The 25,034-nt window shown below is 69.0% G+C and carries 23 protein-coding genes; 11 read left to right on the plus strand and 12 right to left on the minus strand.

Annotated elements, in window-relative coordinates:
• Position 1: 1 nt before the first annotated feature.
• Positions 2 to 631 (minus strand): TetR/AcrR family transcriptional regulator, encoded by a 630-nt coding sequence (locus ACRDPS_RS02185; protein WP_431499977.1) that lies wholly within the window; start codon positions 629 to 631, stop codon positions 2 to 4.
• Positions 632 to 770: 139 nt separating this feature from the next.
• Between ACRDPS_RS02185 and ACRDPS_RS02190 the strand changes: the two genes are divergently transcribed.
• From ACRDPS_RS02190 to ACRDPS_RS02200, 3 genes are read left to right on the plus strand one after another with little or no spacing between them, the layout of a single operon-like run.
• Positions 771 to 1,553, plus strand: a complete 783-nt coding sequence (locus ACRDPS_RS02190) for an SDR family NAD(P)-dependent oxidoreductase (RefSeq protein WP_431499978.1) — start codon at positions 771 to 773, stop codon at positions 1,551 to 1,553.
• A gap of 2 nt (positions 1,554 to 1,555) precedes the next feature.
• A complete protein-coding gene (locus ACRDPS_RS02195) occupies positions 1,556 to 2,689 on the plus strand; it encodes a DUF5938 domain-containing protein (RefSeq protein WP_431499979.1) in 1,134 nt (377 codons plus the stop codon).
• A gap of 10 nt (positions 2,690 to 2,699) precedes the next feature.
• Positions 2,700 to 4,253 (plus strand): acyl-CoA synthetase, encoded by a 1,554-nt coding sequence (locus ACRDPS_RS02200; protein WP_431499980.1) that lies wholly within the window; start codon positions 2,700 to 2,702, stop codon positions 4,251 to 4,253.
• A 100-nt stretch (positions 4,254 to 4,353) separates the two neighbouring features.
• On the opposite strand, the gene ACRDPS_RS02205 is transcribed toward ACRDPS_RS02200, so the two are convergent.
• From ACRDPS_RS02205 to ACRDPS_RS02225, 5 genes are read right to left on the minus strand one after another with little or no spacing between them, the layout of a single operon-like run.
• On the minus strand, positions 4,354 to 4,863 hold the full coding sequence (locus tag ACRDPS_RS02205; RefSeq protein WP_431499981.1) for a pyridoxamine 5'-phosphate oxidase family protein: 510 nt from the start codon (positions 4,861 to 4,863) through the stop codon (positions 4,354 to 4,356).
• 55 nt (positions 4,864 to 4,918) lie between these two features.
• Positions 4,919 to 5,308, minus strand: coding sequence for an acyl-CoA thioesterase (locus tag ACRDPS_RS02210; RefSeq protein WP_431499982.1), 390 nt, complete (start codon positions 5,306 to 5,308; stop codon positions 4,919 to 4,921).
• Positions 5,305 to 6,507, minus strand: coding sequence for a fumarylacetoacetase (gene fahA, locus ACRDPS_RS02215; protein WP_431499983.1), 1,203 nt, complete (start codon positions 6,505 to 6,507; stop codon positions 5,305 to 5,307). Before fahA ends, ACRDPS_RS02210 begins: the two co-directional genes overlap by 4 nt.
• Positions 6,504 to 7,703, minus strand: a complete 1,200-nt coding sequence (locus ACRDPS_RS02220; RefSeq protein ID WP_431499984.1) for a homogentisate 1,2-dioxygenase — start codon at positions 7,701 to 7,703, stop codon at positions 6,504 to 6,506. Before ACRDPS_RS02220 ends, fahA begins: the two co-directional genes overlap by 4 nt.
• Before the next feature lie 53 nt (positions 7,704 to 7,756).
• On the minus strand, positions 7,757 to 8,332 hold the full coding sequence (locus ACRDPS_RS02225; protein WP_431499985.1) for a DoxX family protein: 576 nt from the start codon (positions 8,330 to 8,332) through the stop codon (positions 7,757 to 7,759).
• 125 nt (positions 8,333 to 8,457) lie between these two features.
• Between ACRDPS_RS02225 and ACRDPS_RS02230 the strand changes: the two genes are divergently transcribed.
• The 4 genes from ACRDPS_RS02230 (at position 8,458) to ACRDPS_RS02245 (ending at position 11,534) form a co-directional block, all read left to right on the plus strand.
• On the plus strand, positions 8,458 to 8,856 hold the full coding sequence (locus ACRDPS_RS02230) for a hypothetical protein (protein WP_431499986.1): 399 nt from the start codon (positions 8,458 to 8,460) through the stop codon (positions 8,854 to 8,856).
• Positions 8,857 to 9,106: 250 nt separating this feature from the next.
• Positions 9,107 to 9,676 carry a Uma2 family endonuclease gene (locus ACRDPS_RS02235; protein ID WP_431499987.1) on the plus strand — a complete coding sequence of 190 codons (570 nt, stop codon included), beginning with the start codon at positions 9,107 to 9,109 and terminating at the stop codon, positions 9,674 to 9,676.
• A gap of 155 nt (positions 9,677 to 9,831) precedes the next feature.
• Positions 9,832 to 11,397 carry a sodium-dependent transporter gene (locus ACRDPS_RS02240; RefSeq protein ID WP_431499988.1) on the plus strand — a complete coding sequence of 522 codons (1,566 nt, stop codon included), beginning with the start codon at positions 9,832 to 9,834 and terminating at the stop codon, positions 11,395 to 11,397.
• Positions 11,394 to 11,534, plus strand: a complete 141-nt coding sequence (locus ACRDPS_RS02245) for a MetS family NSS transporter small subunit (protein ID WP_431499989.1) — start codon at positions 11,394 to 11,396, stop codon at positions 11,532 to 11,534. Before ACRDPS_RS02240 ends, ACRDPS_RS02245 begins: the two co-directional genes overlap by 4 nt.
• A 64-nt stretch (positions 11,535 to 11,598) precedes the next feature.
• On the opposite strand, the gene betT is transcribed toward ACRDPS_RS02245, so the two are convergent.
• The 3 genes from betT to ACRDPS_RS02260 all read right to left on the minus strand — a co-directional run bounded on the left by betT (position 11,599) and on the right by ACRDPS_RS02260 (position 17,035).
• Entirely contained in the window at positions 11,599 to 13,716 is a 2,118-nt protein-coding gene (gene betT / locus ACRDPS_RS02250) for a choline BCCT transporter BetT (protein ID WP_431499990.1), read from the minus strand.
• A 66-nt stretch (positions 13,717 to 13,782) separates the two neighbouring features.
• Positions 13,783 to 15,519, minus strand: a complete 1,737-nt coding sequence (gene betA, locus ACRDPS_RS02255; RefSeq protein ID WP_431499991.1) for a choline dehydrogenase — start codon at positions 15,517 to 15,519, stop codon at positions 13,783 to 13,785.
• A gap of 1 nt (position 15,520) precedes the next feature.
• Positions 15,521 to 17,035 (minus strand): aldehyde dehydrogenase family protein, encoded by a 1,515-nt coding sequence (locus ACRDPS_RS02260; protein ID WP_431499992.1) that lies wholly within the window; start codon positions 17,033 to 17,035, stop codon positions 15,521 to 15,523.
• 125 nt (positions 17,036 to 17,160) lie between these two features.
• Here ACRDPS_RS02260 and ACRDPS_RS02265 point away from each other — a divergent pair, with 125 nt between their 5' ends.
• From ACRDPS_RS02265 to ACRDPS_RS02275, 3 genes are all read left to right on the plus strand, one after another.
• Positions 17,161 to 19,248 (plus strand): family 20 glycosylhydrolase, encoded by a 2,088-nt coding sequence (locus tag ACRDPS_RS02265; RefSeq protein ID WP_431499993.1) that lies wholly within the window; start codon positions 17,161 to 17,163, stop codon positions 19,246 to 19,248.
• A 122-nt stretch (positions 19,249 to 19,370) separates the two neighbouring features.
• A complete protein-coding gene (locus ACRDPS_RS02270) occupies positions 19,371 to 20,573 on the plus strand; it encodes an NAD(P)/FAD-dependent oxidoreductase (RefSeq protein ID WP_431499994.1) in 1,203 nt (400 codons plus the stop codon).
• A gap of 142 nt (positions 20,574 to 20,715) precedes the next feature.
• Positions 20,716 to 21,099 carry a DoxX family protein gene (locus tag ACRDPS_RS02275; RefSeq protein WP_431499995.1) on the plus strand — a complete coding sequence of 128 codons (384 nt, stop codon included), beginning with the start codon at positions 20,716 to 20,718 and terminating at the stop codon, positions 21,097 to 21,099.
• Between the two features lie 7 nt (positions 21,100 to 21,106).
• Here the strand turns inward: ACRDPS_RS02275 and ACRDPS_RS02280 are convergent, their stop codons facing one another.
• Positions 21,107 to 21,487, minus strand: a complete 381-nt coding sequence (locus tag ACRDPS_RS02280; protein WP_431499996.1) for a DoxX family protein — start codon at positions 21,485 to 21,487, stop codon at positions 21,107 to 21,109.
• 107 nt (positions 21,488 to 21,594) lie between these two features.
• Here ACRDPS_RS02280 and sigJ point away from each other — a divergent pair, with 107 nt between their 5' ends.
• Entirely contained in the window at positions 21,595 to 22,542 is a 948-nt protein-coding gene (sigJ, locus tag ACRDPS_RS02285; protein WP_431499997.1) for an RNA polymerase sigma factor SigJ, read from the plus strand.
• A 74-nt stretch (positions 22,543 to 22,616) separates the two neighbouring features.
• Here sigJ and ACRDPS_RS02290 read toward each other — a convergent pair whose 3' ends face one another.
• Both ACRDPS_RS02290 and ACRDPS_RS02295 read right to left on the minus strand, forming a co-directional pair.
• On the minus strand, positions 22,617 to 23,945 hold the full coding sequence (locus ACRDPS_RS02290; RefSeq protein ID WP_431499998.1) for an MFS transporter: 1,329 nt from the start codon (positions 23,943 to 23,945) through the stop codon (positions 22,617 to 22,619).
• Between the two features lie 84 nt (positions 23,946 to 24,029).
• A complete protein-coding gene (locus tag ACRDPS_RS02295; RefSeq protein WP_431499999.1) occupies positions 24,030 to 24,890 on the minus strand; it encodes a shikimate dehydrogenase in 861 nt (286 codons plus the stop codon).
• Positions 24,891 to 25,034 lie beyond the last annotated feature (144 nt).

The following is a 25,034-nucleotide window of genomic DNA, read 5'->3' on the forward strand; positions in this document are numbered from 1 at the left end:
CCTAGGACTTCGCCAGCACCATCGGCAGCAGCCCGACCACCTGGGCACGCAGATCCTCCAGCGCGTGGTCGCGGCCGGTGAGGTGGCCCAGCAGCCCCTGCTGGAAGATACCGTCGAACATCCCGTAGGCCACCGGTGAGTCGATCGCGGGCTCGGACCCGGCGAGCTCGGCATAGCGGCCGAGGACCCGAGCGACCATGTCCTCGAGGCTCTGGTCGATCTGGGTGACCGCCTCGCGCAGGCTCTCCTCGAACATCGACTGCGAGCGCAGGTCGTACCAGAGCCGGTGCATCGGCGCTTCCTCGACGATGGTCTCGACGAGCTTGTCGCCGAACCGCTCGGCCAGGTCGTCGGGCGAGGTCGCCTCGGCGACGACGCCGTCGTAGCGGTGGACGCAGGTCTCCTTGTAGTGGCGCACGCAGTAGACGATCAGCTCGAGCTTGTCGTTGAAGTAGTAGTGCACGACGCCATGACTGAACTCGGAGTTGTTGGCGATCTCGCGAAGGCTGGAGCGTGCGTAGCCCAGCTCCCCCAACGTACGCAGGGCCGACTCGGCGAGCGCCTTGCGGCGTTCGTCGTGCTTGTCGGCAGGCGTGCGTCGAGGCGCTCTGGCAGCGGCGACCTGGGTCATGGGCCGAAACCATACCCCCTCCCGTGCACGTATCGGCGTCCGTCGGATCATTTTTTGGTCAATCGTCAAGAGAAATCTTGACAGTCGTCAAGATCCGCGATTACCTGTGGTCCACATCACAGCGACGAAGGAGTCACAGATGACAGATCTGAGTGGACGTACAGCACTCGTCACCGGCGGAGCCCAAGGGCTGGGTGAGGGCATGGCCCGTGCGCTCGCCGCGGCAGGGGCGAAGGTCGCTGTCGCCGACGTGCAGGACGACCTGGGCACCAAGGTCGCCGAGTCGATCGGCGGCGTCTTCGTGCACCTCGACGTCACCGACGACGCCGGCTGGGAGTCCGGGCTGGCGGCAGCGGTCGACGGTCTCGGCGGGCTCGACGTGCTGGTCAACAACGCCGGCGTGGAGATCACCAGCCTGATCACCGAGCTCGACCCCGCGCACGTCAAGAAGATGCTCGAGATCAACGTCCTCGGCACCGCCCTCGGCCTCAAGCACGGCCTGCGTACGATGCGGCCCGACGGCGCCGCCGGCAAGGGCGGTGCGATCATCAACGTCTCCTCGGTCGCCGCCACGATCGCCTTCCCGGGCATCTCGGTCTACTCGGCCACCAAGAGCGCCGTGGACCGGCTGACCCGGGTCGCGGCGATGGAGAGCGGCAAGCTCGGCTACGGCGTACGCGTCAACTGCATCTACCCCGGGCTGGTGCCGACCGCGATGGGGGCCGGACTGGCCAACGACGTCGCGCAGCTCGGCCTCTTCGAGTCCCCGGAGGCCGCCGTCGGCGGCGTCGTCGAGCTGACCCCGTCGGGACGCCTCGGCACGGTCGAGGACATGGCCAACGCCGTGGTCTTCCTCGCCTCCGACCAGGCCGTGTTCGTCAATGGCGTCGGCCTCCCGGTCGACGGCGGGATGGGGATGTGACGATGAGCGACAACAAGCCTGTCGTCGTCTACGGCGCCTCCGGCTACACCGGCCGACTGGTCTGCGAATACCTCCGCGAGCTCGGTGTGCCGTTCGTGGCAGCCGGTCGCTCCAAGGACAAGCTGGTCGCCTCGATGGGCGCCAACGTGCCCGGCATCGAGACCGCCGACTTCGAGGTCGCCGAGGTCGAGCACTCCGTCGAGGCCCTCACCGAGCTGCTCACCGGCGCGAGCGTCGTCCTCAACACCGTCGGACCGTTCTCCGCGCACGGGCCCGAGGTGGTCCAGGCCGCTCTCGCCGCCGGCGCCCACTACACCGACACCACCGGTGAGCAGGACTGGCTGATGACCTGCGAGGAGAAGTACGGCGCCGACTTCGCGGCCAAGGGGCTGCTGCTCGCGCCGGGCATCGCGCAGATGTACACCACCGGTGAGATCGCCGCCGAGCTCTGCCTCGAGGAGCCGGGACTCGACACCCTCGACATCGCGGTCTTCTGGGGTGGCTCGCCGACGATCGCCTCGACCCGCACGATCCTGGTCAACGCGGCCACGGCGAAGGCGCACTACCTCGAGCAGAACGCGTACGTCGAGTTCGACCCGGCCGCCGGGCTCGTCCCGCTCGTGGTGCCGGGCCAGCACGAGCTGGCGCTCTCGCTGCCGTGGGGCGGCACGTCTCACCCGGTGTGGTACCGCCGCGACCCGCGGGTGGCCAGCTGCAAGGCCCAGGGCGGTGTCTTCAACAATGCACTGATGAACGGGGTGCCGCAGATCGTCGCGGGCGCCCTGGAGGCGACCAAGGACATGGACGCCGAGCAGCGGGACGAGGCACTGACCGCGACGGCCGCGCAGGTGATGAACGAGATGCCTCCCCGCGAGAACCCGCGCCTGAACAAGTCGCTCGACTCGGTGCACGCCTCCGGGCCCCTCGGACGCGCGCACTGCGTCATCCACGGCAACCAGAACTACAAGCAGACCGGGCTGATGCAGGCCTTCGCGGCCTACTCCCTGCTCCAGCAGCCGCCCCGCCGGGTCGGCTTCGCATCGGGCTGCCAGGCGTTCGGCCACCGTGAGCTGCTCGGCCAGCTGCGGGCGTTCGGACTGGTCTCGGAGCCGGTCATCACCCGGCAGCGGGGCTGAGGAGACACCGATGCGGCTCGTCGACTACCTGGACAAGGGTGCCTCGCTCGGCGGGGACGCTCCCTGTCTCGAATGCGGTGAGGACACCTGGTCCTACGCCGAGGTCGTCGACCTCTCCGTGCGGGTCGCCGCGGGCCTCCGGGCCCGCGGCGTCAAGCCCGGTTCAAAGGTGGCCATCTTGTCGGCCAACGACCCGGTCGCCTTCGCCTCCGTCTTCGGCATCAGTCGCGCAGGGGGCGTCTGGTGTCCGATCAACCCACGCAGCGAGGCCGCGGAGAATCGAGAGCTTCTCGACCTCTTCGGCTGCTCCGCCCTGATCTTCCAGGCATCCTTCGCCGACCTGGTCGACCAGATCCGATCAGACCTTCCGGAGCTGACCACTCTGGTCTGTCTGGACGGCTCGCTCGAATGGGCGCTGACGTGGGATGAGTTCGTCTCGACGGCCGAGCCCGGCCAGACCATCGAGACGAACGCAGGTGACGCCGGTGCCGACGACCTCGCGATGGTCGTCGGCACCGGCGGGACGACCGGTCGACCCAAGGGCGTGCAGCTCACCGGCACCAACCTGGAGACGATGTCGGCCATCACCTTGATGGCCTACCCCTGGCCGGACCCACCGGCCCGCCCGACCTACCTCGCGCTCGCACCACTCACCCACGCCGCCGGCGTGCTCTGCTTCCCGGTCCTGTGCCTGGGCGGCAAGATCGTGGTGATGCGTACGCCCGACGTCGGCGCCTTCCTCGAGCACGTCGAGCGCTACCAGGTCACCCACACGTTCCTTCCGCCGACGCTCATCTACCTCGTCCTGGACCACCCGGCACTGGCGTCGACCGACCTGTCCACGTTGCGCTGCTTCTGGTACGGCGCGGCCCCGATGTCCGCGACCCGTCTCGAGGAGGCATTGACCCGGATCGGGCCGGTGATGGCGCAGCTGTTCGGGCAGACCGAGGCGCCGATGATGATCACCACGATGGCGCCCCGCGACCACTTCCACGAGGACGGCACCATCGCCACCGAGCGACTCTCCTCGGCCGGCCGTCCGGCGCCGCTGGTGACGGTGTCGATCATGGGCGAGCATGGTGAGCTTCTCGGCTCCGGCGAACGCGGCGAGATCGTCGTACGCAGCTCGCTGGTCATGCGCGGCTACCTCGACAACCCCGAGGCCACCGCGGAGGCGAGCGCCCACGGCTGGCACCACACCGGCGACATCGGCTACCTCGACGAGGACGGCTTCCTGCACATCGTCGACCGCGCCAAGGACATGGTGATCACCGGCGGCTTCAACGTCTTCTCCACCGAGGTGGAGCAGGCGCTGATGACCCACCCCGCCATCGCCGACTGCGCGGTGATCGGGCTCCCCGACGAGAAGTGGGGCGAACGCGTCACCGCCGTCGTCCTCCCCCGCCCCGGGGCCGAGGTCGACATCGCCGACCTCAAGGCGTACGTCAAGGAGCGGATCGGCGCCGTCAAGACCCCGAAGCAGATCGAGGTCTGGCCCGACCTGCCGCGCTCCAAGGTCGGCAAGGTACTCAAGACCGAGATCAAGAAGGAACTGACGAGCTGACGAGCCAACTCGTGGGGCCGAGTCGGCGGATCTGCCCCCGTGCCTCGCGAAGCGAAGCAAGCGAGAGGGGGCGGATGCGCCGACTCGGCCGTAAGTTGTTTCAGCCCGCCGGAAACGCGGAGGCCCCCGCCGCATAAGCCACCATCCAGCCCGGCTCGATGGTGGCGTAGACGACCCCGGCCTCGTCCCAGCTCTGCGGGTCGGAATCGTAGAACTCGGTGAAGTAGGCGTTGTGGGCCTCGAACTCCGGCCCCTCGGTGAACACCTGCGCCCTGCCGTGGGTGAAGACGCCGATCCGCTCCCCGTCGACATGGGTCGCGCTGACCGCCGGCCGGGCGATCAGGTGCTTGGCCTTGACCGCGGTGGGAGCGGTCCCGAACAGCCAACGACCGTGTCGGAAGTGCCCGTCTACGCAGCTCGTCCGCGGCTCGCCGTGAGCGGTCACGGTGGCCAGCACCAGCACCTTCATGCCCGTCAGCTCGGTGACGAGCTGACGGGCATCGAGACGGCTCTCGTCGCTGACGATCCCGGTCAGATGGCCGCCCGCGCGACTGATCGAGGCATCCAGCAGGTGTTGCAGGTCGGCGATCTCTTCTTCTGTCTCGAGCACACGACGAGTCTCACACCGACGAGCCCCACGCTGCTTGACCGTTCTTGCTCGGGACTCACTCGATCGCGGCGATGATCTCCGGCGGGATGGCGGTCGACCCAGAACCGTCGGCCGCGACGACCACGTAGACGACCGACACGGCGCAGGTGACCTCCTCGCCGCGGCGGAACTCGAACTCGAGCGTGAAGCTCTTGGTGCCGATCCGAGAGGTGCGCACCGGCACCTGGACCCTGTCGCCGAAGCCGATGCCACCCTTCCAGTCCAGGTCCGCGTGGGCGAGCTGGACGTCGACGCCGAGCTCCTGCCAGCGGGTGTACGGCACTCCGCGGGTGTCGATGAAGTGGGTCATCGCCTCGTCGACGTAGGTGAGGTACCAGCCGTTGAACACCACCCCCTGCATGTCGACCTCGACGTAGCGGGGCGTGAACTCATAGACCGTCGTCACGGGCGCTCCTTCGCGGGCAGGATCCGCCCGCTGACCTCGCCGAGCGCGATCCGGCCACCGCCGGGCGCGGGCGCGGTGGCGGTGATGGTGACCTCGTCGCCGTCCTCCAGGAACGTACGCACCGACCCGTCGTCCAGCTTGAACGGCTCGGCCCCGGACCAGCTGATCTCGAGGAGCGAGCCGCGCTGGCCAGGCTCGGGTCCGCTGATCGTGCCGCTGGCGAACAGGTCACCGGCGCGCAATGAGGCGCCGTTGGCGGTCATGTGCGCGAGCATCTGCGGGGCGGTCCAGTACATCGTGGCGTACGGCGGCTCGGAGACCAGCGACCCGTTGACCCGCACCTCGAGAGCGAGGTCGAGGGCCCAGGGGTCCAGAGCGGAGTCGTCCAGGTAGCCGACCAGCGGAACGTCTCGGTCCGGAGGCTGCACGCGTGCCGCCTCGAGCGCCGCGAGCGGGAGCACCCACGGCGAGATCGAGGTGGCGAACGACTTGCCGAGGAACGGCCCCAGCGGGACGTACTCCCAGGCCTGGATGTCGCGCGCGGACCAGTCGTTGAGGAGCGTGACCCCGAAGATGTGGTCTGCTGCCTCCGCGAGCGGAACCGGGGTGCCCTGATCCGAGCCCGAACCGACCACGAACCCCAGCTCGGCCTCGATGTCGAGCCGGATCGAGGGTCCGTCGACGATCCCCTCGGGTGTCTTCCGCAGTCCGCGAGGACGTACGACGTCCGTACCGGAGACCACCACCGTGCCCGCGCGGCCGTGGTAGCCGATCGGCAGGTGTTTCCAGTTGGGCGTCAGCGGCTCGGAGTCGGGGCGGAACATCTTCCCGACGTTGGAGGCGTGGTGCTCGGAGGCGTAGAAGTCGACGTAGTCGGCCACCGTGAACGGCAGCAGCAGCTCGGCCTCCGCCAGCGGGACCAGATGCGGTCCGACCTCGGCCTCGCAGGCCGGATCGCTGAGCAGCCGGGTCACCTCCGCGCGCACCTGAGCCCACACCTCGGGCCCGGCCGCGAGCAGCCCGTCGAGCCCGCCCTCACAGTGCTCGGCCAGGCCCTCGGCCGCGGCGGCGACATCCAGCACGAGGTCACCGATCCGCGCCCCGAGCCGCGGTGCAGGATCCCCGGCGGTGCGGAAGGTGGCGTACGGAAGCGCCTCGAGGCCGAACTGACTGTCCTTGATGTCCAGCCACAAGCTCACTTGCGACCCCCTGCCCAGGTCCAGGCGTACTTGCCGTCATCGACCGCGGCACCTGCCTCGCCGACCTCCAGTGGCCGGAAGGTGTCGACCATGACCGCGAGCTCGTCGAAGAACTCCGCGCCCAGGCTGCGCTCCATGGCGCCGGGCTGCGGCCCGTGGGCATGACCGCCGGGGTGGAGGGTGATCGAGCCGATGCCGATCCCGGAGCCCTTGCGGGCCTCGTAGTCGCCGCCGACGTAGAACATCACCTCGTCGGAGTCGACGTTGGAGTGGTAGTAGGGCACCGGCACCGCGAGCTCGTGGTAGTCGACCTTGCGCGGCACGAAGTTGCAGATCACGAAGTTGTTCCCCTCGAAGACCTGATGCGCGGGCGGCGGCTGGTGCACCTTCCCCGTGATCGGCATGTAGTCGGCGATGTTGAAGACGTAGGGATAGAGGCAGCCGTCCCAGCCGACGACGTCGAACGGGTGCTGCGGGGTGACGTGGATCGAGCCGGCGATGCCGCCGGTTCCGGGTCCGCGGTGCTTGATGTAGACCTCGACCTCGGCCCCGTCGGTGATCCGCGGATCGGTCGGGAGCCGGAGGTCGCGCTCGCAGTAGGGCGCGTGCTCGAGGAGCTGGCCGAACCGGGAGAGGTAGCGCTTCGGCGGGGCGATGTGGGAGTTCGCCTCGATCGCGTAGACGCGCAACGGAGCGTCGCCGCTCGGCACCCACCGGTGTGTGGTGGCGCGCGGGATCAGCACATAGTCGCCCTCACCGACCTCCAGGTTCCCGAAGACGGTCTCCACGACACCGCTCCCGGCCTCGACGTAGACACACTCGTCGCCGATCGCGTTGCGGTAGAGCGGCGAGGTCTCCCCCGCCACCGCGTAGTGGATGCGTACGTCGCCGTTGCCGAGCACCAACCGGCGCCCGGTCACCGCGTCGTGCCCCTTCCAGTCCTCACCGTCGACGAGGTCGTGCAGCCCGAGGTGCATCGGGCGCAGCGGGTGGTTGGGAGTCGTGCCGTGGTCGGGCAGCTCCCAGATGCGTACGTCCGTCACCGCCGAGGGGATATGGCGGTGGTAGAGCAAGGAGGAGTCCGAGGAGAACCCCTCCTCACCCATCAGCTCTTCGTAGTAGAGATTCCCTTCTCCGTCGCGGTGTTGGGTGTGCCGCTTGGGCGGGATGTGCCCGCGCTGTTGGTAGTGCGCCATGCCCCGAATCGTACGTGACCTGGACCACACCGACGGCGCCGGAGTGGGTCCGCTCAGTCCTTCTCGGACGCCGCGGTGACGTCCTCGGGCGAGGCGTCCTCGACGGGCTCCTCAGCAACCGCGGCCTCCGCGGCGGCAGGCTTGCCCGGGCGCCAGAAGGCAGCCAGCAGCAGAGCCGCACCGAGCACTCCGGCACCGAGCGCCACCGCGCCACCGATCCAGCCGTCGTAGACGATCCCGATCGCGGAGTCCAGGGAGATGACGCCGGGTCCGGTCACGCCGAGCACGCCACCGGCCACGATCAGCACCATGACGTACTCCCAGCCGCTGTTGAAGATGAAGAAGCCGTTCCCACGGTGCGCCAGGATCATCGCGACGAGCATCACCCCGACGAGGCCGGCGGCGGCGAGCGGCGTGATGAGACCCAGGATCAGGAGTACGCCGGCACCGATCTCGGTCACCACGCTCGCCCACGCCTGGAGCTTGGGCTGACGCAGGCCGAGACTCTCGAACCAGCCGGCGGTGCCGGCGATCTTGCCTCCGCCCCGCCAGTGGTTGACTCCATGGGCGACCAACGTTGCCCCGAGGGCGACGCGCAGGATCAGCAGGGCCAGGTCGACGGGCTCCATCGTGGGGCTCCTTCGTGTTGGGGATCCGCCCACCCTAGGGAGGGGTGCCCAACCGCTCGCACCTGCGGGGGTCTCGATCGCGCAAGACGGCTCCACGGACGTCGGCGCTCCACTACTCTCGGCGCGTGATGTCGACCGAGACTCCGGAGACCCTCTTCGTGGCACACGCCACCGGGCGTCTCCTCCACGTCCGGGCGTGCCCCCAGCTTCTCGGTCTGGATGCCCCGGTTATCGCCTCCCCAGAGCAGGTCGCCTCCCTCGGCACCTGCACCTGGTGCGCCAACGAGCTCTCCGAGACGGGTCGGAAGTACTTCGACTCCGTCGAGGAGGCCGTACGCACCCTCGACCCCTCCGACGATGTCGTCCGCGCCACCGCGGAAGCCCTCGGCAACCTCGCCTACGACCTCGTCTGGGTCCCACCCAGCTACTCCCACATCGCCGTCGGCGACAAGGACCACGCCGTCGCCTGGATCGGCCGCGGCTGCGTCATGCACCAGGACGGCCGCCTCATCGAGTTCGACTGAGCCCACCCCCGCCGTCTCAGCCCGCTCGACCTCGCGGGTCGCGGGTCACGCGGCGAGCGCGTGGACGAACAGCACATCACGCACCCTGAGCTCGGCTCGGGACGGGAGCCCCGATACAGGCGAGAAACAATCAAGGACCGGGTCGGCGGCGAACCCCCAAAACGAAGCACAGTCGCTATGCGAGGTTTCCGCATAGGTGGTCTCGACAAGCTCGACCACCCGCAGCCGAAGCACGCGGTATCCTCGAAGCATGACCGCGTTGCCCGCCTGGATGCACCCTCCCCGCGAGGAGGGTTGGTTCTCCGAAGACCTTGACATGCTCGTCGAGGCACCGCGTCATACCGAGCTTATCGACGGAGCGTTGGTCTTCAATATGTCACCGCAGCGCCGCTGGCACAGCCGACTCGTGACGGCGCTGACTAACGCGCTGACTGCTCAGGCACCCGATGGGTTCGAGGTGGACCGTGAGCTGACGGTGGTGCTGGACCGCCGCAACCGACCTGAGCCGGACGTGCTGGTCAGCACGGCGCGGATCGCCGACGAGGCGTCGTTCTATCACGCCGACACGGTGGCCCTGGTCGTCGAGGTCGTCTCGCCCGAGTCCGAGCACCGCGACCGGGCGGTGAAGCCACAGAAGTACGCAGACGCGGGCATCGACCACTACTGGCGCATCGAGAACGAGGACGGCGCGCCCGCGATCCATGTCTACGAGCGCGACGATCTGACCGGTGCGTACGTCCCGATCGGGATCTTCCGGGACCGTCTCGACGTGCCGCTGCCCTACCCGGTCAAGATCGACCTGACCGACCTGCTTCGCTGAGATCCTCCTCCGTACAGGCCCTCGGACGACAACTGCTCCTGCCTCACATAGCACGGGTTTGACCGGGCGGGTGTTCGGATGCTGCCGACACGTCATAGTCTTTCGCATTCCAGCGCTACACACCCCGTGGCGCCACGAGAACTGTGAGGAGCGCAATGACGCGATCACCGAACACGAACGCTGCCGTGCCCGAACGCGAGCAGTGGACGGGCCAGATCGGCTTCATCCTGTCCGCTATCGGATCCGCGGTCGGACTCGGAAACATCTGGCGATTCCCAGGAGTCGCCTATGAGTCGGGCGGCGGGGCGTTCCTCATCCCCTACCTCGTCGCCCTGATCACCGCGGGAATCCCGATCCTCTTCCTCGACTACGCGATCGGACACCGCTACCGCGGGTCGGCCCCGCTCGCGCTCCGCCGCCTGGCGGGCAAGTTCGGTGAGGGGCTCGGCTGGTTCCAGGTCGTCATCGCGGCCGCCATCGCCGTCTACTACGCAGGCGTGCTCGCCTGGGCGGCCAGCTACTTCATCTTCTCCTTCGACCAGCGCTGGGGCGACGATCCCACAGCGTTCTTCGTCGGCGACTACCTCAAGGCCTCGAGCTCTCCGTTCACCCTCGACTTCGTTCCTGGCGTGCTCATCCCGCTCGTGCTCATGTGGGTCGTGCTTCTCGTCGTCCTCGGCGCGGGCGTGGTCAAGGGCGTGCAGCGGGCGAACGTCATCATCATGCCGGCGCTCATCTTCTTCTTCCTCGCCCTCGTGATCCGAGCGCTGTTCCTGCCGGGCGCGGTCGACGGGCTGAACGCCTTCTTCACCCCTGACTTCGGGGCCCTGGCGGACCCGAGCGTGTGGGCCGCTGCGTACAGCCAGGTGTTCTTCTCGCTGTCGATCGCCTTCGGCATCATGCTGACCTACTCGTCCTACCGGAAGCGTCGCTCGAACATGACGGGCGCGGGTCTTGTGGTCGCCTTCGCCAACTCCTCGTTCGAGATCGTGGCCGGCATCGGCGTGTTCGCGACCCTCGGCTTCTTCGCGCACCAGCAGGGCGTGGCCGTCGGCGAGCTCGAAGGGCTGACCGGAGTGGGGCTTGCGTTCATGACGTTCCCCGCGATCGTCAGCGAGATGGCCGGAGGTGGCTTCTTCGGAGCCCTCTTCTTCGGCACCCTCGCCCTGGCCGGTCTGACCTCCTTCATCTCGATCCTGGAGGTCGTCATCGCGGCGATCCGCGACAAGTTCGGCCTCTCCCGCATCCAGGCGACCGCCTGGATCGGCGTGCTCCCGATCATCTCGATCGTGCTGCTCGGCACGACCTCCGGGCTCACGGCGCTCGACACGATCGACCAGTGGGCGAACAACATCGGCATCGTCGTCTCGGCGATCGTGATGACCGTCTTCGTGATCTGGGTCCGTCGCGACGGCAACCAGCTCGCCAGTCACATCAACGCCGTCTCGACCTTCCGGATCGGCAAGCTGTGGTTGTTCTTCACCGGCGTCCTCTCGCCGGCCGTGCTGGCCTACATCCTGGTCGCGAAGATCATCGAGCTGATCACCGAGGGCTACGCTGGCTACGACACCTGGTATCTCGTCGTCGCCGGCTGGGGCACGATCGTGCTCGCCGTCGCGGGCGCTGTCCTGCTGCCCATGCTGGCGTGGCGTCATGACCCCGACAAGTTCGAAACCTGGCCGACGTCCGAGCAGCTCCTCGAGAAGGGAGGCGCCCGATGAGCGCCACCGCAATCCTGTTCCTGGTGATCTCGGCCGTGCTGGTCTGGGGCGGGCTCATCGCCAGCATCGCCTTCCTCGTGGCACGCCCCGAGATCGCGTCCTACCCCGACGGCGGCGACGACCCCGAGGGCAGCTGACCGACCTGCGTCGATGAGTTGTGAAGCTGAGAGTGGCCCATAGACCACTCTCAGCTTCACAACCTCAGGCCTTGTCCTCCTCGAGCGGCAGCTGCTCCTGCTGGACGAGGTGCAGGTAGGACAGGTGGCGCTCGTACTGGTCGAGCACGTCACCCATCAGCTGCTCGCGGGAGTAGCCGTTGACGTCGTAACCCTGGGTGCCCTCGGCGAGATGGACCTCGGTGCGGAAGTAGACCTCGCCCGTGACCCGGCCGACCGCGAAAGTGGGCGCCGGGCAGGGCATCGGAGTGACCTTGTAGACGAACGCCGGCGCGTCCTCCAGATCGGTGTGGATCAGGACGCCGGCAACACCGCGTACGGCCTTGGTCTCGCTCACCTCCGAGGTCAGGCCGTGCGAGGAGAGCTCGGTGGCGACCTCCTCGAGGACCGGCTTCGCCACGGTGGCGACGAACCGCTCGGTGTCCTTGGCGGTCGGATAGGTGACCGAGCGGCGCAGCCGCTGCGAGAGCGAGGGACGTACGCCGCCGTCGGCCGCCCCGGCCATCCGAGCCGAGGAGATGGCGGCCGGCAGGGCGTAGCGCACGCTGTCGGTCTTGAACGACTCCAGCCGTAGCGATCGATAGAGCCCGACCGCCACCAGGGCCAGCACGACCGAGAACGGCAGCCCCATGATGATCGTCGCATTGGTCAGCGTCGTCAGCCATGCGTCACCGCCCGCGAACATCAGCGCCAGGGTCAGCGCACCGATCGCGAAGGACCAGAAGATCCGCACCGGGATCGAGCAGTCGGCCATCGGGTGCGGCAGCCGCGAGGTGAAGTTGCCCATCACCAGCGCGCCGGAGTCGGCCGAGGTGACGTAGTAGAGGAACCCGGTCAGGGTGGCGACCGCGATCACCAGCGTCGCCGCCGGGTAGGCGTCGAGGAAGGCGTAGAAGCCCTGCGCGTAGTCGCCGTTGGTCAGCTCGCCGAACTCGGCGTCCCCGCCACGGATCCGGCCCAGGGCGCTGTTGCCGAAGATCGAGACCCACAGCAGGATGAAGCCGAACGGGATCATCATCACGCCGACCAGGAACTGCCGGATCGTCCGTCCGCGCGAGATCCGCGCCAGGAACAGCCCGACGAACGGCGACCAGGCCACCCACCAGGCCCAGAAGAAGAGGGTCCACAGGTTCTTCCAGACCCCGACGTCCGGGTTCTCGGCGGTGGCGTACGGCATCGTGTCGAAGCTCATCCCGGGCAGGTGCACGAGATAGTCGCCGAGGTTCATCACCAGCGAGTTCAGCAGGAACGCGGTGTCGTCGGAGAAGAGCACGTAGAGCATCAGCGCCAGCGAGAGCAGCACGTTGAGCTCGGAGAGCCGGCGGATGCCCTTGTCGACCCCGGAGATGGCCGAGATGGTGCCGAGCAGGACCGCGACCAGGACCAGGCCGGCCTGCGCCCCGCGACCCTCGGGGATGTCGAAGAGGACGTTGAGGCCCGCGTTGAGGAGAGCGATCGAGATGCCGAGCGAGGTGGCGATGCCGAAGATGGTGCCGAGGACCGCCGCCAGGTCGATGCCGTCACCGAGCCGGCCGTGGACCCGTTTCCCGAAGATCGGGTAGAGCGCGGAGCGGATCGAGAGCGGCAGCCCGTGGCGGAAGGAGAAGTAGCCGAGCGCCATGCCCATGACGGCGTACATCGCCCAGCCGGACAGCCCGTAGTGGAACAGCGTCCAGCTCACCGCCTGCTCGGCGGCGGCGATGGTGCTGCCCTCGCCGGTGGGCGGGGTCAGGTACTGCGAGACCGGCTCGGCGACCGAGTAGAACATCAGGTCGGCGCCGATGCCGGCCGCGAAGAGCATCGCGGTCCAGGTGAACAGCGAGTATTCCGGCCTGGACTCCTCCGGGCCGAGGCGGATCCGCCCGTAGCGGGACAGGCAGATGAACAGGACGAACGCGATCAGCCCCGCGGCCAGCGCGAAGTACCACCAGCCGAAGTAGTCCGAGATCCAGCTGACCACGGTCCCGATCGCGCTGCCCGAGGTCTTTGGGGCGAGCAGCGTGAACAGCGTGAACGCGATCACCACCGCGGCGGAGCCGAAGAAGACGGTCTTGTTCAGCTCCGGCTTCACATTTCGGGCATCCTCCGGGTCGGCTGCGGGCTCACCCAACGTCGTACGCATCGGGTCGGTCGTATCCGGCATGAGCTGTCTCCTCCGGGTTCAGGGTGCCTGGCAGCCTAGACCCTCGGCGCCCGGCTCGGATGTCGGTCAGGTCTGGTTGCGCGGATCCCCGGCCGGCCACAGCGGCGAGTCGTCGCGGTGGCGGTAGTAAGGCGCATCGGAGGGCGCGAGCGGGGTGTTGCCCGCGATCAGGTCGGCCGCCTTCTCCGCGACCATCATCACCGGCGCGTAGATGTTGCCGTTGGTGACGTAGGGGAAGACGCTCGCGTCCACGACCCGCAGCCCGTCGACACCGTGCACCTTCATCGAACCCGGATCGGTGACGGCCATCTCGCCGGTGCCCATCGCGGCGGTGCACGAGGGGTGCAGCGCGGTCTCGGCGTCCTTGCGGACCCACTCGAGGATCTCCTCGTCGCTCTCCACCGACGGCCCCGGCGACATCTCGCCGGCGTTGAACGGCGTGAAGGCCGGCTGGTTGAGGATGTCGCGGGCGACCCGGACCGCCTCGACCCACTCCTTGCGGTCCGTCGCGGTCGAGAGGTAGTTGAACAGCATCGAGGGGTGCTCGTAGGGGTCGTCGGACTTGATCCGGACATGACCGCGGGTGTCGGCGTACATCGGCCCGATGTGCACCTGGTAGCCGTGCTGCCCCTTCTCCTGCCCCGGCGCCATCGAGCCGTCGTAGCGGATCGCGATCGGCAGGAAGTGGAACATCAGGTTGGGCCAGTCCACGTCCTCGTTGGACCGGGCGAAACCCCCGCCCTCGAAGTGGTTCGTGGCCCCCAGTCCCTTGTTCTGGAAGAGCCACTGCCAGGCGATCTTGGGCCGCTGGTGCCACACCAGACCGGGGGCGATCGAGACCGGCTGCTTGGAGGCGTACTGGATGTAGACCTCGAGGTGGTCCTGGAGGTTCTCCCCCACCCCGGGAAGATTGTGTACGACGTCGATGCCGTGCTGGCGCAGCAGCGACTCCTCCCCCACGCCGGAGAGCTGGAGCAGCTGGGGCGTGTTGATCGCGCCGCCGCAGCAGATGATCTCCTTCGCCTGGACCGAGTGGTTCTTGCGCGCCCGGCCGACGCCGCGTACGTAGTCCACGCCGGTCGCCCGCGGCACGTCGCCGGAGGTGTCGAAACGGATCTTGGTGGCGTACGCGAACGTCTCGACGCTCAGGTTGGGGCGGTCCATCACCGGGTGCAGGTAGGCCCGCGCCGCCGACCAGCGGCGGCCGTTGTTCACGTTGCGGTCGAAGGGGGCGAAACCCTCCTGTCGGTAGCCGTTGACGTCGTCGGTGAGCGGGTAGCCGGCCTCCTGCGCGGCCTCGAAGAACGCCGAGAAGAGCGGGTTGGAGGCGGGTCCGCGCTCGAGGTGGAGCGGGCCGGATCCGCCGCGCCACTGGTCGGCGCCGGAGGTGCCGTCCTCGAGGAAGCGGCTCTCCATCCGCTTGAAGTAGGGCAGGCAGTGGCGGTAGTCCCAGGCCTCCATGCCCGGGTCGGCCGCCCAGCGCTCGAAGTCCATCGGGTTGCCACGCTGGAAGATCATCCCGTTGATCGAGCTCGACCCGCCGAGCACCTTGCCGCGGGCGTGGTAGACCTTGCGTCCCCCCAGGTCAGGCTCGGGATCGGTCTCGTAGCCCCAGTCGTAGAGCTTCGACCCGATCGGGAACGGCAGCGCCGCCGGCATGTGGATGAACGGGTCGATCTTGAAGTCGCTGTGCCCGGCCTCGAGCACCAGCACCTTCGTGGACGGGTCGACGCTGAGCCGGTTGGCCAGCGCGGATCCGGCCGATCCGCCGCCGATGATGACGAAGTCGTACGTCGTAGACATCTCAGTTCTCCTTCGCGGTGGCGGTGTCGGTGCCGGTGCTCGGGGAGCGCGGCGCGAACCAGTGCTGTGGGCTCGGGTCGATGTTGTGCCAGATGTGCTTGGTCTCGCGGTACTCCTCGAGCCCGGCCTGCCCCAGCTCGCGTCCGATCCCGGACTGCTTGTAGCCGCCCCACTCGGCCTGGGCGACGTAGGGATGGAAGTCGTTGATCCACACGGTGCCCATGCGCAGGCGGGCGGCGACGCGCTCGGCCCGTCCGGCGTCGCGGGTCCAGACCGCCCCGGCGAGGCCGTAGATGGAGTCGTTGGCGATGCGGCAGGCGTCGTCCTCGTCGGTGAAGGTCTCCACGGTGAGCACCGGCCCGAAGGACTCGTCCTGGGTCACGCTCATCGTGGTCGTGCAGTCGTCGAGGATCGTGGGCAGGTAGTAGAAGCCATCGGCGAACTCGGCTCCCTCGGGGCGCTTCCCGCCGGTGCGGAGGGTGGCGCCCTCGGCCAGACCGGCCGCGACGTACGCCTCCACCTTGTCGCGATGGGCGCTGCTGGTCAGCGGGCCCGCCTCGGCGTCGGTGTCGAAGGGGCCACCCAGCCGGATCTGCTCGGCGCGGGCGACGAGCTCGTCGACGAACTCGTCCTTGATCGAGTCCTGGACGATGAGGCGCGCGCCGGCTGAGCAGACCTGACCGGAGTGCAGGAACACCGCGGTCAGCGCGAAGTCGAGCGCGGCCTCGCGGTCGGAGTCTGCGAAGACGATGTTGGGGTTCTTGCCGCCGAGCTCGAGGGCGACCTTCTTCACCGTCGCCGCGGCGTTGGCCATCAGCCGGCGACCGGTGGCCAGGCCGCCGGTGAAGGAGACCAGGTCGACACGTGGGTCCTCGGACAGCGGCGCGCCGGCGGTCGGGCCCTCCCCGAGAACGAGGTTGGCGACGCCCGCGGGCAGGCCGGCCTCGTCGAGCACCTTCATCAGGTGGATAGCGCTGTGCGGCGTGATCTCGCTCGGCTTGAGCACGAAGGTGTTGCCCGCGGCCAGGCACGGAGCGACCTTCCACGCCACCTGGAGCAGGGGGTAGTTCCACGGGGTGATCAGCCCACACACCCCGACCGGCTCGTGCACGATCCGGCTCTTGACACTGTTGGAGCCGGTGTCGACGACACGTCCGGCGTCCTCGGCGGCGATGTGCCCGAAGTGACGGAAGACCGAGATCACGTCGGCGACGTCGTACTCGCCCTCCACCAGCCGCTTCCCGGTGTCGAGCGACTCCGCGCGGGCCACGATCGCGGTGTCCCGTTCGAGCAGGTCGGCGACCTTGAGCAGCAGGTCACCCCGCTCCCTGGCCGGTGTCCCCGGCCAGGGGCCGTCGTCGAAGGCCTCCCGCGCTGCCGCGATCGCGGCGCGGGCGTCCTCCGCGCCCGCCTCGTCGACCTCGCCGACCCTTCGACCGTCGGCCGGACAGAGGATCGTCCGAGTGCCGCCGCCGCTTGCCGATTGCCATTCCCCACCGATGAACAGGGTTTCCATGGCGTTAACACAACGCGGGTTTCCGGGCCAGGTCAAACCCCGATCGGGCATTATCACGACACCGAACCGCCCGCGCCGCTACCCTCGAAGGTCCCACCGAGCACACGAACCGTGGAGGTACGTGCATGTTTCGTTCAGGCCCCTTCCATATTCTCGCGAGAACACTGGCGGCCGGAGTCGCCGGTGTCCTCACCATCGCCGCCACGACGTCGGCCGTCTCGGCGAAGCCCGGGCCGGAGTCACATGGCGACACCGCCATCCCCGGCCTGGTGCCGAAGCCGCTCCAGGTGACCGCGAAGGGCGGCGCCGACTTCACCCTCACCGAGGACACCCGGATCGTCGTACGCGGCGCCGAGCGTGCGGCCGCCGAGGAGGTCGGCGAGCTGCTCGCCACGACCCTCCGCCCAGCTACCGGCTTCGAGCTCCCGGTCGTCGCCACCCAGCCCTCGGGTCGCGACATCGTCCTGAGCATCGACCCCGACGCCGACTACGGCGCGGCCGAGGGCAACCCGGAGGCCTATCGGCTCTCCTCGAGCTCCGCCAGGGTCCGGGTCACCGGCGCGACCCGCCAGGGGCTCTTCGACGGCACCCAGACGCTGCGGCAGCTGCTGCCGGCGTTCGCCGGTTCGGACGTACGTGTCAACGCGGACTGGCGCGTGCCGGCCGTCGCGATCCTGGACGCCCCGCGGTTCGGCTACCGCGGGATCATGCTCGACGTCGCCCGCTCGTTCCTCGAGGTCGACGAGGTGAGGAAGGTCATCGACGCCGCCTCGGCCGCGAAGCTGTCGGTGCTGCACCTGCATCTGGCCGACGACCAGGGCTGGCGCATCGAGATCACCAACTCCGGCCGCGCGGCCGGTGACGACATCGACTACACCGCGTTGACCCGGGTCTCGGGTGCGACCGCGGTGCTCGGCAACCCCTACCAGTCCGCCGACGGGCACACCGGCTACTACACCCAGGACGACTACCGCGACCTGATCGACTACGCGGCCGAGCGCGAGGTCGAGATCATCCCCGAGATCGACATCCCCGGGCACACCAACGCCGCGTTGGCCGCGATCCCGCAGCTCAACACCGCGGGCTCGAGCCACCCGGCGACCGAGGCCGAGCCGACCGCGCCGCACAACGGCAGCATCGACGTCGGCTACTCCTACCTCGATCCCGGCTCGGAGGCGACGTACACCTTCATCGAGCACGTCTTCGGGCAGCTCGCGGCGATGACGCCGAGCGACTATCTCCATGTCGGCGGCGACGAGTCGCATGCGATGACGCAGCGCTATGGCCACGAGGGCTACGTCGAGTTCGTCGAGCGTGCGGTCGGGATCGTCCACGGTCTGGGGAAGCGGACGATCGGCTGGAACGAGTACGCCGAGACCGTCCTCGAGCCGGGTGACGGTGTGCAGTACTGGGCCGGCGCCACCGACCACGCGAAACGGGCGGTCGCCGAGGACGGCGCGAAGCTGCTGGTCTCGCCGGGCAACATGTCCTATCTCGACATGAAGTACCACCCCAAGACGCCCATCGGCCTGTCCTGGGCATGCTCGGGCGACTGCGACGTCCAGCACTACTACGACTGGAGCCCGCAGGAGGTCGTGCCGGGCGTCGGCGACGAGGACATCCTCGGCACCGAGGCGCCGTTGTGGTCCGAGACCGTACGCGGCGTCGAGCAGGCCGAGTTCATGATCTTCCCGCGCGCGCTGGCGCACGGCGAGGTCGGCTGGACCGCCGAGTCGCTGCGTTCTCCTGCCGACTTCGCGGACCGGCTCGCCTCGGTCGGCACCCGTCTGGCCATCGCCGGGACCAACTTCTACGACGGCCCGCAGATCCCGTGGTCGACGGCGCTCGCGGGGACCGACGCGACGGCTTCCGCTGGCGGATCGACCGACATCGCTGTCGGCCAGCTCGCCGCGCCCGGGACCAAGGCCGCCGAGGACGGCACCGAAGTCGCCGTCGACTCCGTCGACGACGCCGACAGCACCGGCGGGTCGTCCCTGACCGGCCCGCTGACCGCGGTGGTCGACTTCGGCGACGGCTCGGCTCCGGTCCCGGCGCGCTTCGCCGCCGAGGTGCCCCGCGGCGCCCTCGACGCGGCCGGGGTCTATGCGGTCACGGCACCTCACGCGTACGCCGCTCCGGGGACGTACCGCGGCACGGTCACCGCCTCCGACGGCACCGTCGCCGCGTTCACCGTCACGGTCTCGGGCGACTGACCTCGGCGGAGTCGGGCAACGGCCGGTTGCCCGACTCCCCGCCGCCGAATCGGACGGCGCTGTCACAGATCGCCGACCTCTGGGGTCCTAGGGGTGTGAACATCGACAAGCAGGAACATCCCATGAGCAAGCCCCACGTGGTGGTCGTCGGCGGAGGGTACGCCGGGGTGATGGCGGCCAACCGTCTCACCAAGCGCGACGACATCGCCATCACCCTGGTCAACCCCCGCGACCACTTCGTCGAGCGGATCCGGCTGCACCAGCTCGCCGGCGGCTCCGATGACGCCGTGGTGGCCTACGCCGATGTCCTCGCTCCGCGGGTGCGTCTGGTCGTCGGCTCCGTCTCCTCGATCACCGCGCCCGCGCGGACGATCCTGCTCGCGGACGGGCAGGAGATGACGTACGACTATCTGGTCTACGCCGTCGGCAGCACCGGCGCGATGCGGGTGCCGGGCGCGGAGGAGCATGCGTGCGGGATCGCGTCCTTCGAGGAGGCGACCCGGCTCCGGTCGGTGCTGGACGCGACACCGGCCGACGCGCCGGTGGTCGTCGTCGGTGGCGGTCCGACCGGGATCGAGGTCTCCTCCGAGCTCGGCGATCTCGGCCGGAACGTCACTCTGATCTGCGGAGACAGGCTCGGCCCGTGGCTGCACGAGAAGGGCCGGGTGGATGTCGAGCGTGCCCTGCGGCGCCTCGGCGTCGGCATCGTCGAGGGCGCTCCGGTGGCGGAGGTGATGGACGGCCGCGTACGCCTCGACAACGGTCGCGAGCTGACCAGCTCGGTGACGATCTGGACCGCCGGCTTCGCGGCGCCGGACCTGGCGCGGGCGAGCGGCTTGTCGACCGACGGGCTCGGGCGTCTGGTCACCGACGAGACCCTGACCAGCGTCGACGACGACCGGATCATCGCGACCGGTGACGCCGCGGCGCCTTCGGGTTCGGCGTACCGGATGAGCTGTCAGGCCGCCAACCAGCTCGGGCCGCTGGCCGCGGATACCGTGCTGGCGCGTCTCGCGGGCACCACACCGGAGCCGGTCAGCGTCGGGTTCGTCGGGCAGTGCATCAGCATCGGCCGCGGGCTGGGTCTGGTGAACTTCGCCCGTCGCGACGACTCCGCCGTCGGCGGCCGTCTGCGCGGCGCCCCCGCGGCGAAGGTCAAGGAGCTGGTCTGCCGCGGCACGATCTGGGCGCTCGCGATGGAGTCCCGGCGCCCCGGGTCCGCCGTCGTCTTCAAGGACAGGTCGCGCGCCGCCCGCGTTCAGACTAATGCGGTGACGCCACGGGTGGGCGCCACTAGTGTCCCGCACCTCAATTCCGCACCGTAAGTCGCACGCTGCGCACGCACCTCGCTGCGTTGGCATCGCTCGGAAGACACCCGGTATGCCGTCGCGACGCCGCCTTGCGATGCACGCACGCATCGCACGACTTACGGCACGGACTCTCGGCGCGGGACACTAGCCTCTGAGCGTGGATCTTCTCGAGGTTGCTGTCATCGTCGCCGCCATCGTGCTGGCCGTGCTCCTGCTGGTCGTCGGCATCGCCCATCTGATCACCCCGGGCAAGGTCGAGCCGCTCGTCCCCGAGTGGTGGCCGGCCAAGCGGCTGACGGTGTATGCGTCCGGGGTCGCCGAGGTGGTGATCGGGGTCGGTCTGCTGGTCCCGTCCACCCGCCCCTGGGCGGCCGGTGTGGCGGTGCTCATGTTCCTCGTCTACACCCTCGTCCACCTCGACGACCTCCGCCACACCTCCGGTGCCACCCGTCGAAGCGACACCACCGGCGGCGTCGTGACGCGGGGCGTCGTCAACCTCGCGTACGCCGGTCTGGCGCTCTTCGTCTGCCTCGGCGGATAGCCCGACGCTAGAAGGCGTACGGTCCGAACCGGCCCCACGCGACGAAGGCCGCCAGCGCCCAGAAGACCAGATCGCCGCCGGCGGCGCCCCACTCCCGCCGGATGATCCGGGTGGTGGTCGCGCCGGTCATCAGCAGCACGAGACCGAGCGCGGCCATCGGCACCAGCCAGGTCGCTACGTCGAGCACCACCGGCAGGATCAGCCCTGCCGCGGCGGCGACCTTCGCCGCTCCGATGGCCTTGAGCATCCAGGCCGGGAAGTCGTCGGCGTAGTGCCACCCGTCGAAGGCGTTGCGGAATCTCTCCTTGGACAGCGAGAGCATGGCGATGCCGCCGGCCAGGTATCCGGCGGTCAGGAAGATGGTCACGATCCACAGTGCGATGTTCATGCTCCCCAAGACGTACGGGGCTCGTGGTCTGTGACATCCGGGCCGATGTCACAGATCCCGGCGCCACCTCGTCCCAGGGGGCAAGATGTCTGTCGAGGAGGACCACCGTGACGCCTGAAGCCGAGTTCGAGGAGCTGCGCCCCCTGCTGTTCTCGATCGCCTACCGGATCCTGGGCAGCGTGGGAGAGGCCGAGGACGCGGTGCAGGAGACCTGGCTCCGGTTCGCGGCGACCTCGACCGAGCCCGACTCGCTCAAGGCCTATCTCTCCACGGTGGTCACCCGCATCTCGCTCGATGTGCTCCGCTCCGCGCGGGTTCGTCGCGAGACGTACGTCGGGCCCTGGTTCCCCGACCCGCTGCCGACCGACACCTTTGGCGGTGAGCACGAGGACATCTATGCGAGCCCCGAGCGCGCGACCGAGCTGGCCGACTCGGTGTCGATGGCCGCGCTGCTGCTCCTCGAGCGGCTCAGCCCGCTCGAACGAGCCGTGTTCGTGCTGCGCGAGGTCTTTCACTTCGGCTTCGCCGACATCGCCGCGGCGGTGGACCGCTCCGAGGCCGCGTGCCGTCAGCTCGCCTCACGCGCCCGCCGCCACATGGACGACGGCAAGCCGCGGTTCGAGGCCGACCGACGCAAGCGCCTCGAGCTGGCGGACCGGTTCTTCGAGGCGCTGCGCGACGGTGATCTCGAGCGACTCCAGGTACTGCTGGCCGCAGATGTGGAGACCGTCAACGACGGCGGTGGCGTCGCCGGAGGCGTCGGTGGCCGTTACGGCGCGGAGAAGGCCGCGCGCATCCTGGTCACCGCGGTGCCGCCGCTGCTCGCCATCGGCGCCCGCCTGGAACAGCGCGAGCTCAACGGCGAGCCCGGCGCCATCCTCCGCGACGACGACGGCAGCATCCTCGGCACCTGGACCCTCGACATCCTCGACGACCAGATCCAGCGGATCCGGTCGGTCACCAATCCCGCCAAGCTCGGCCACCTGGGCCCGGTCGCGGACCTGAAGGACGTCGTACGCCGCCGCAACCGCCACCGCCACCATCGCGGGAGCTGAGCACGCCGAGTCGGCTCGTTCTGACGAGCCGACTCGGCGAGGTTTTTGGTGAGGACGAGCCGACTCGGCAGGGATCAGACTGCGACCTTCTGCAGGGTCCGCGGTCGAAGGCCGAGGTCGGCGGTGCGTACGTCCTTGGTCTCGCGTGCGGTCAGGGCAGCGACCACCGCGACGAGGCAGACGACCACCGTGTAGCCGGAGGTGACCACCCAGCCACCCTCGCGTACGCCACCCAGAGCGGTGACGATCGACGGTGTGAACCCGGCCAGCATGAAGCCGATCTGGGTGCCGATCGCGACGCCGGAGAACCGCACCGGGGTGGAGAACATCTCGCCGTAGAACGAGGGCCACACCGCGTTGGCGGCCGCGTAGCCGAAGGAGAAGGTGACCACCGCGAGCGCGAAGACGAGCAGCTCGCTGTCCTGGCTCATGGAGAGCAGGTAGAACGGCATCATGACCGCGCTGGCCACGGCACCGTAGATGAAGACCGGCTTGCGCCCGACCCGGTCGGCGAGCCGGCCAAACAGCGGCTGGGTGAAGAGCGCGACCACGTTCGCGGCGACGACCAGCCACAGGGTGATCGACTCGACCATGCCGATCTCGACGCCGTAGGCGATGGCCAGGTTGCCGAAGACCGTGGAGACGGCGGCGATGAAGGCGCAGCAGATGACCCGCAGCACGTCGACCCAGTGATCGCGGAGCAGCACGGCGAGGGGCAGCTTGGCGACCTCGTTGTTGGCCTTGGCCTCCTCGAACTCGGGCGTCTCGTTGAGGCGGGCACGGATGAAGAACGCGACCAGCACCACGATCGCGGAGAGCCAGAACGGGATCCGCCAGCCGACGCCGTACTTGATGTCGTCGGGCAGCGCCACGACCGGGATGAAGACGAGCGCGGCCAGGATCTGCCCGCCCTGGGTGCCGGTGAGGGTCCAGGAGGTGAAGAAGGAGCGCTTGTCGTCGGGCGCGTGCTCCAGCGTCAGCGAGCTGGCACCGGCCTGCTCGCCCGCCGCGGAGAGGCCCTGGAGCAGGCGACAGAACACCAGCAGCGCCGGGGCGATCCAGCCGACCTGGTCGTACGTCGGCAGACAGCCGATCAGGAAGGTGCCGCCACCCATCAGCAGGAGGGTGAACATCAGCACCTTCCGGCGGCCGATGCGGTCACCGAAGTGACCGACGAAGACCGCGCCGACCGGCCGGGCGACGTACGCGAAGGCGAACGTCGCGAACGACATCACCAGCGAGGCGTCGCCGGCGCTGGGGAAGAAGACGTGCGGGAAGATCAGCGCCGCGGCTGAGCCGAAGACGAAGAAGTCGTAGTACTCCACAGCGCTGCCCATGAAGCTGGCCAGCGCGGCTCTGATCGGGGTCTTGCCTTCGCGGTTCTCGATGTCAGGTCCCGCCATCGGGTGCTCCTCAGGGTGTGTCCGCGGTTTCCTGACCGCGGGCGGTGGGGGTGGATGTCTGTTCTGAGTCTGTTCGGTTGGAGATCAGCCGACCGCGGCCAGCTCGCGCAGGTGGGCGAGCATGCGCCCGGCATCGGGGTCGATGCCGGTGATCAGCCTGAAGGCGTCGGCGGCCTGGTAGACCGCCATGTGGCCTCCGTGGAGAGTCCGGCTGCCGGCGCCGCGGGCTGCCTGCAGCAGCGCGGTGTCCAGCGGCCGGTAGACGATGTCCGCCACCCACAGGTCGGGGCGGAGGAGCTCGGTGTCCAGAGGGGTTCCGGGGTGGTCGGCCATCCCGACCGGCGTGCAGTTGACCAGTCCGTCGGCCTCGGGGATGACGGCGGCCAGCTTGTCGACCTGGATCGCCTCGACGCTGCTCGCCGGGTGGTGCCGGCGGATCTCCTCGACCCTGGCCTGGGCGCGGTCGATGTCCATGTCGGCGATGGCCAGGCGTTCGACGCCGTGGCTCACGAGCGCGTCGGCGACGGCCGAGCCCGCCCCTCCGGCACCGAGCTGCACGACGGTGTCCAGTGGTGCCTTCGGCATTCCGGTACGCAGCGCGTGGCCGAACCCGGTCGTGTCGGTGTTGTAGCCGACCGCCTCGTCGCCGGTGAAGACCACGGTGTTGACCGCGCCGAGGCGGGCCGCGGTCTCGTCGAGCCGGTCGAGGTGCTCGATCACCAGCTCCTTGCACGGGTGAGTGATGTTGAGCGCGTCGAAGCCGAGGCGCCGGGCGTCCCTCATCAGGTCGCCCACTCCCCCTGCCGGGACCCCCAGATCGGTGATGTCGAGCGTCTTGTAGACGTACGACAGCCCGTGCTCGGCCGCCTCGCGCATGTGCAGCGCCGGGCTCAGCGAGGGCCCGACGCCCGCGCCGATCAGGCCGACCAGAAACACACTCTTCATCCGGATGATCCTTAATGTACGAACTAGTACGTTATGAGAGTGAAGGGGATCACACGCCACCCCGAACCGTCAAGCCCCACGCCGAGAAGTCACCCGTGCAGGCCGAAGCGTCACTTCTGCAGGTCGAGTTGGCAGCGCGCTGCC

Source organism: Nocardioides sp., from assembly GCF_050699375.1.
Taxonomy (GTDB): domain Bacteria; phylum Actinomycetota; class Actinomycetes; order Propionibacteriales; family Nocardioidaceae; genus Nocardioides.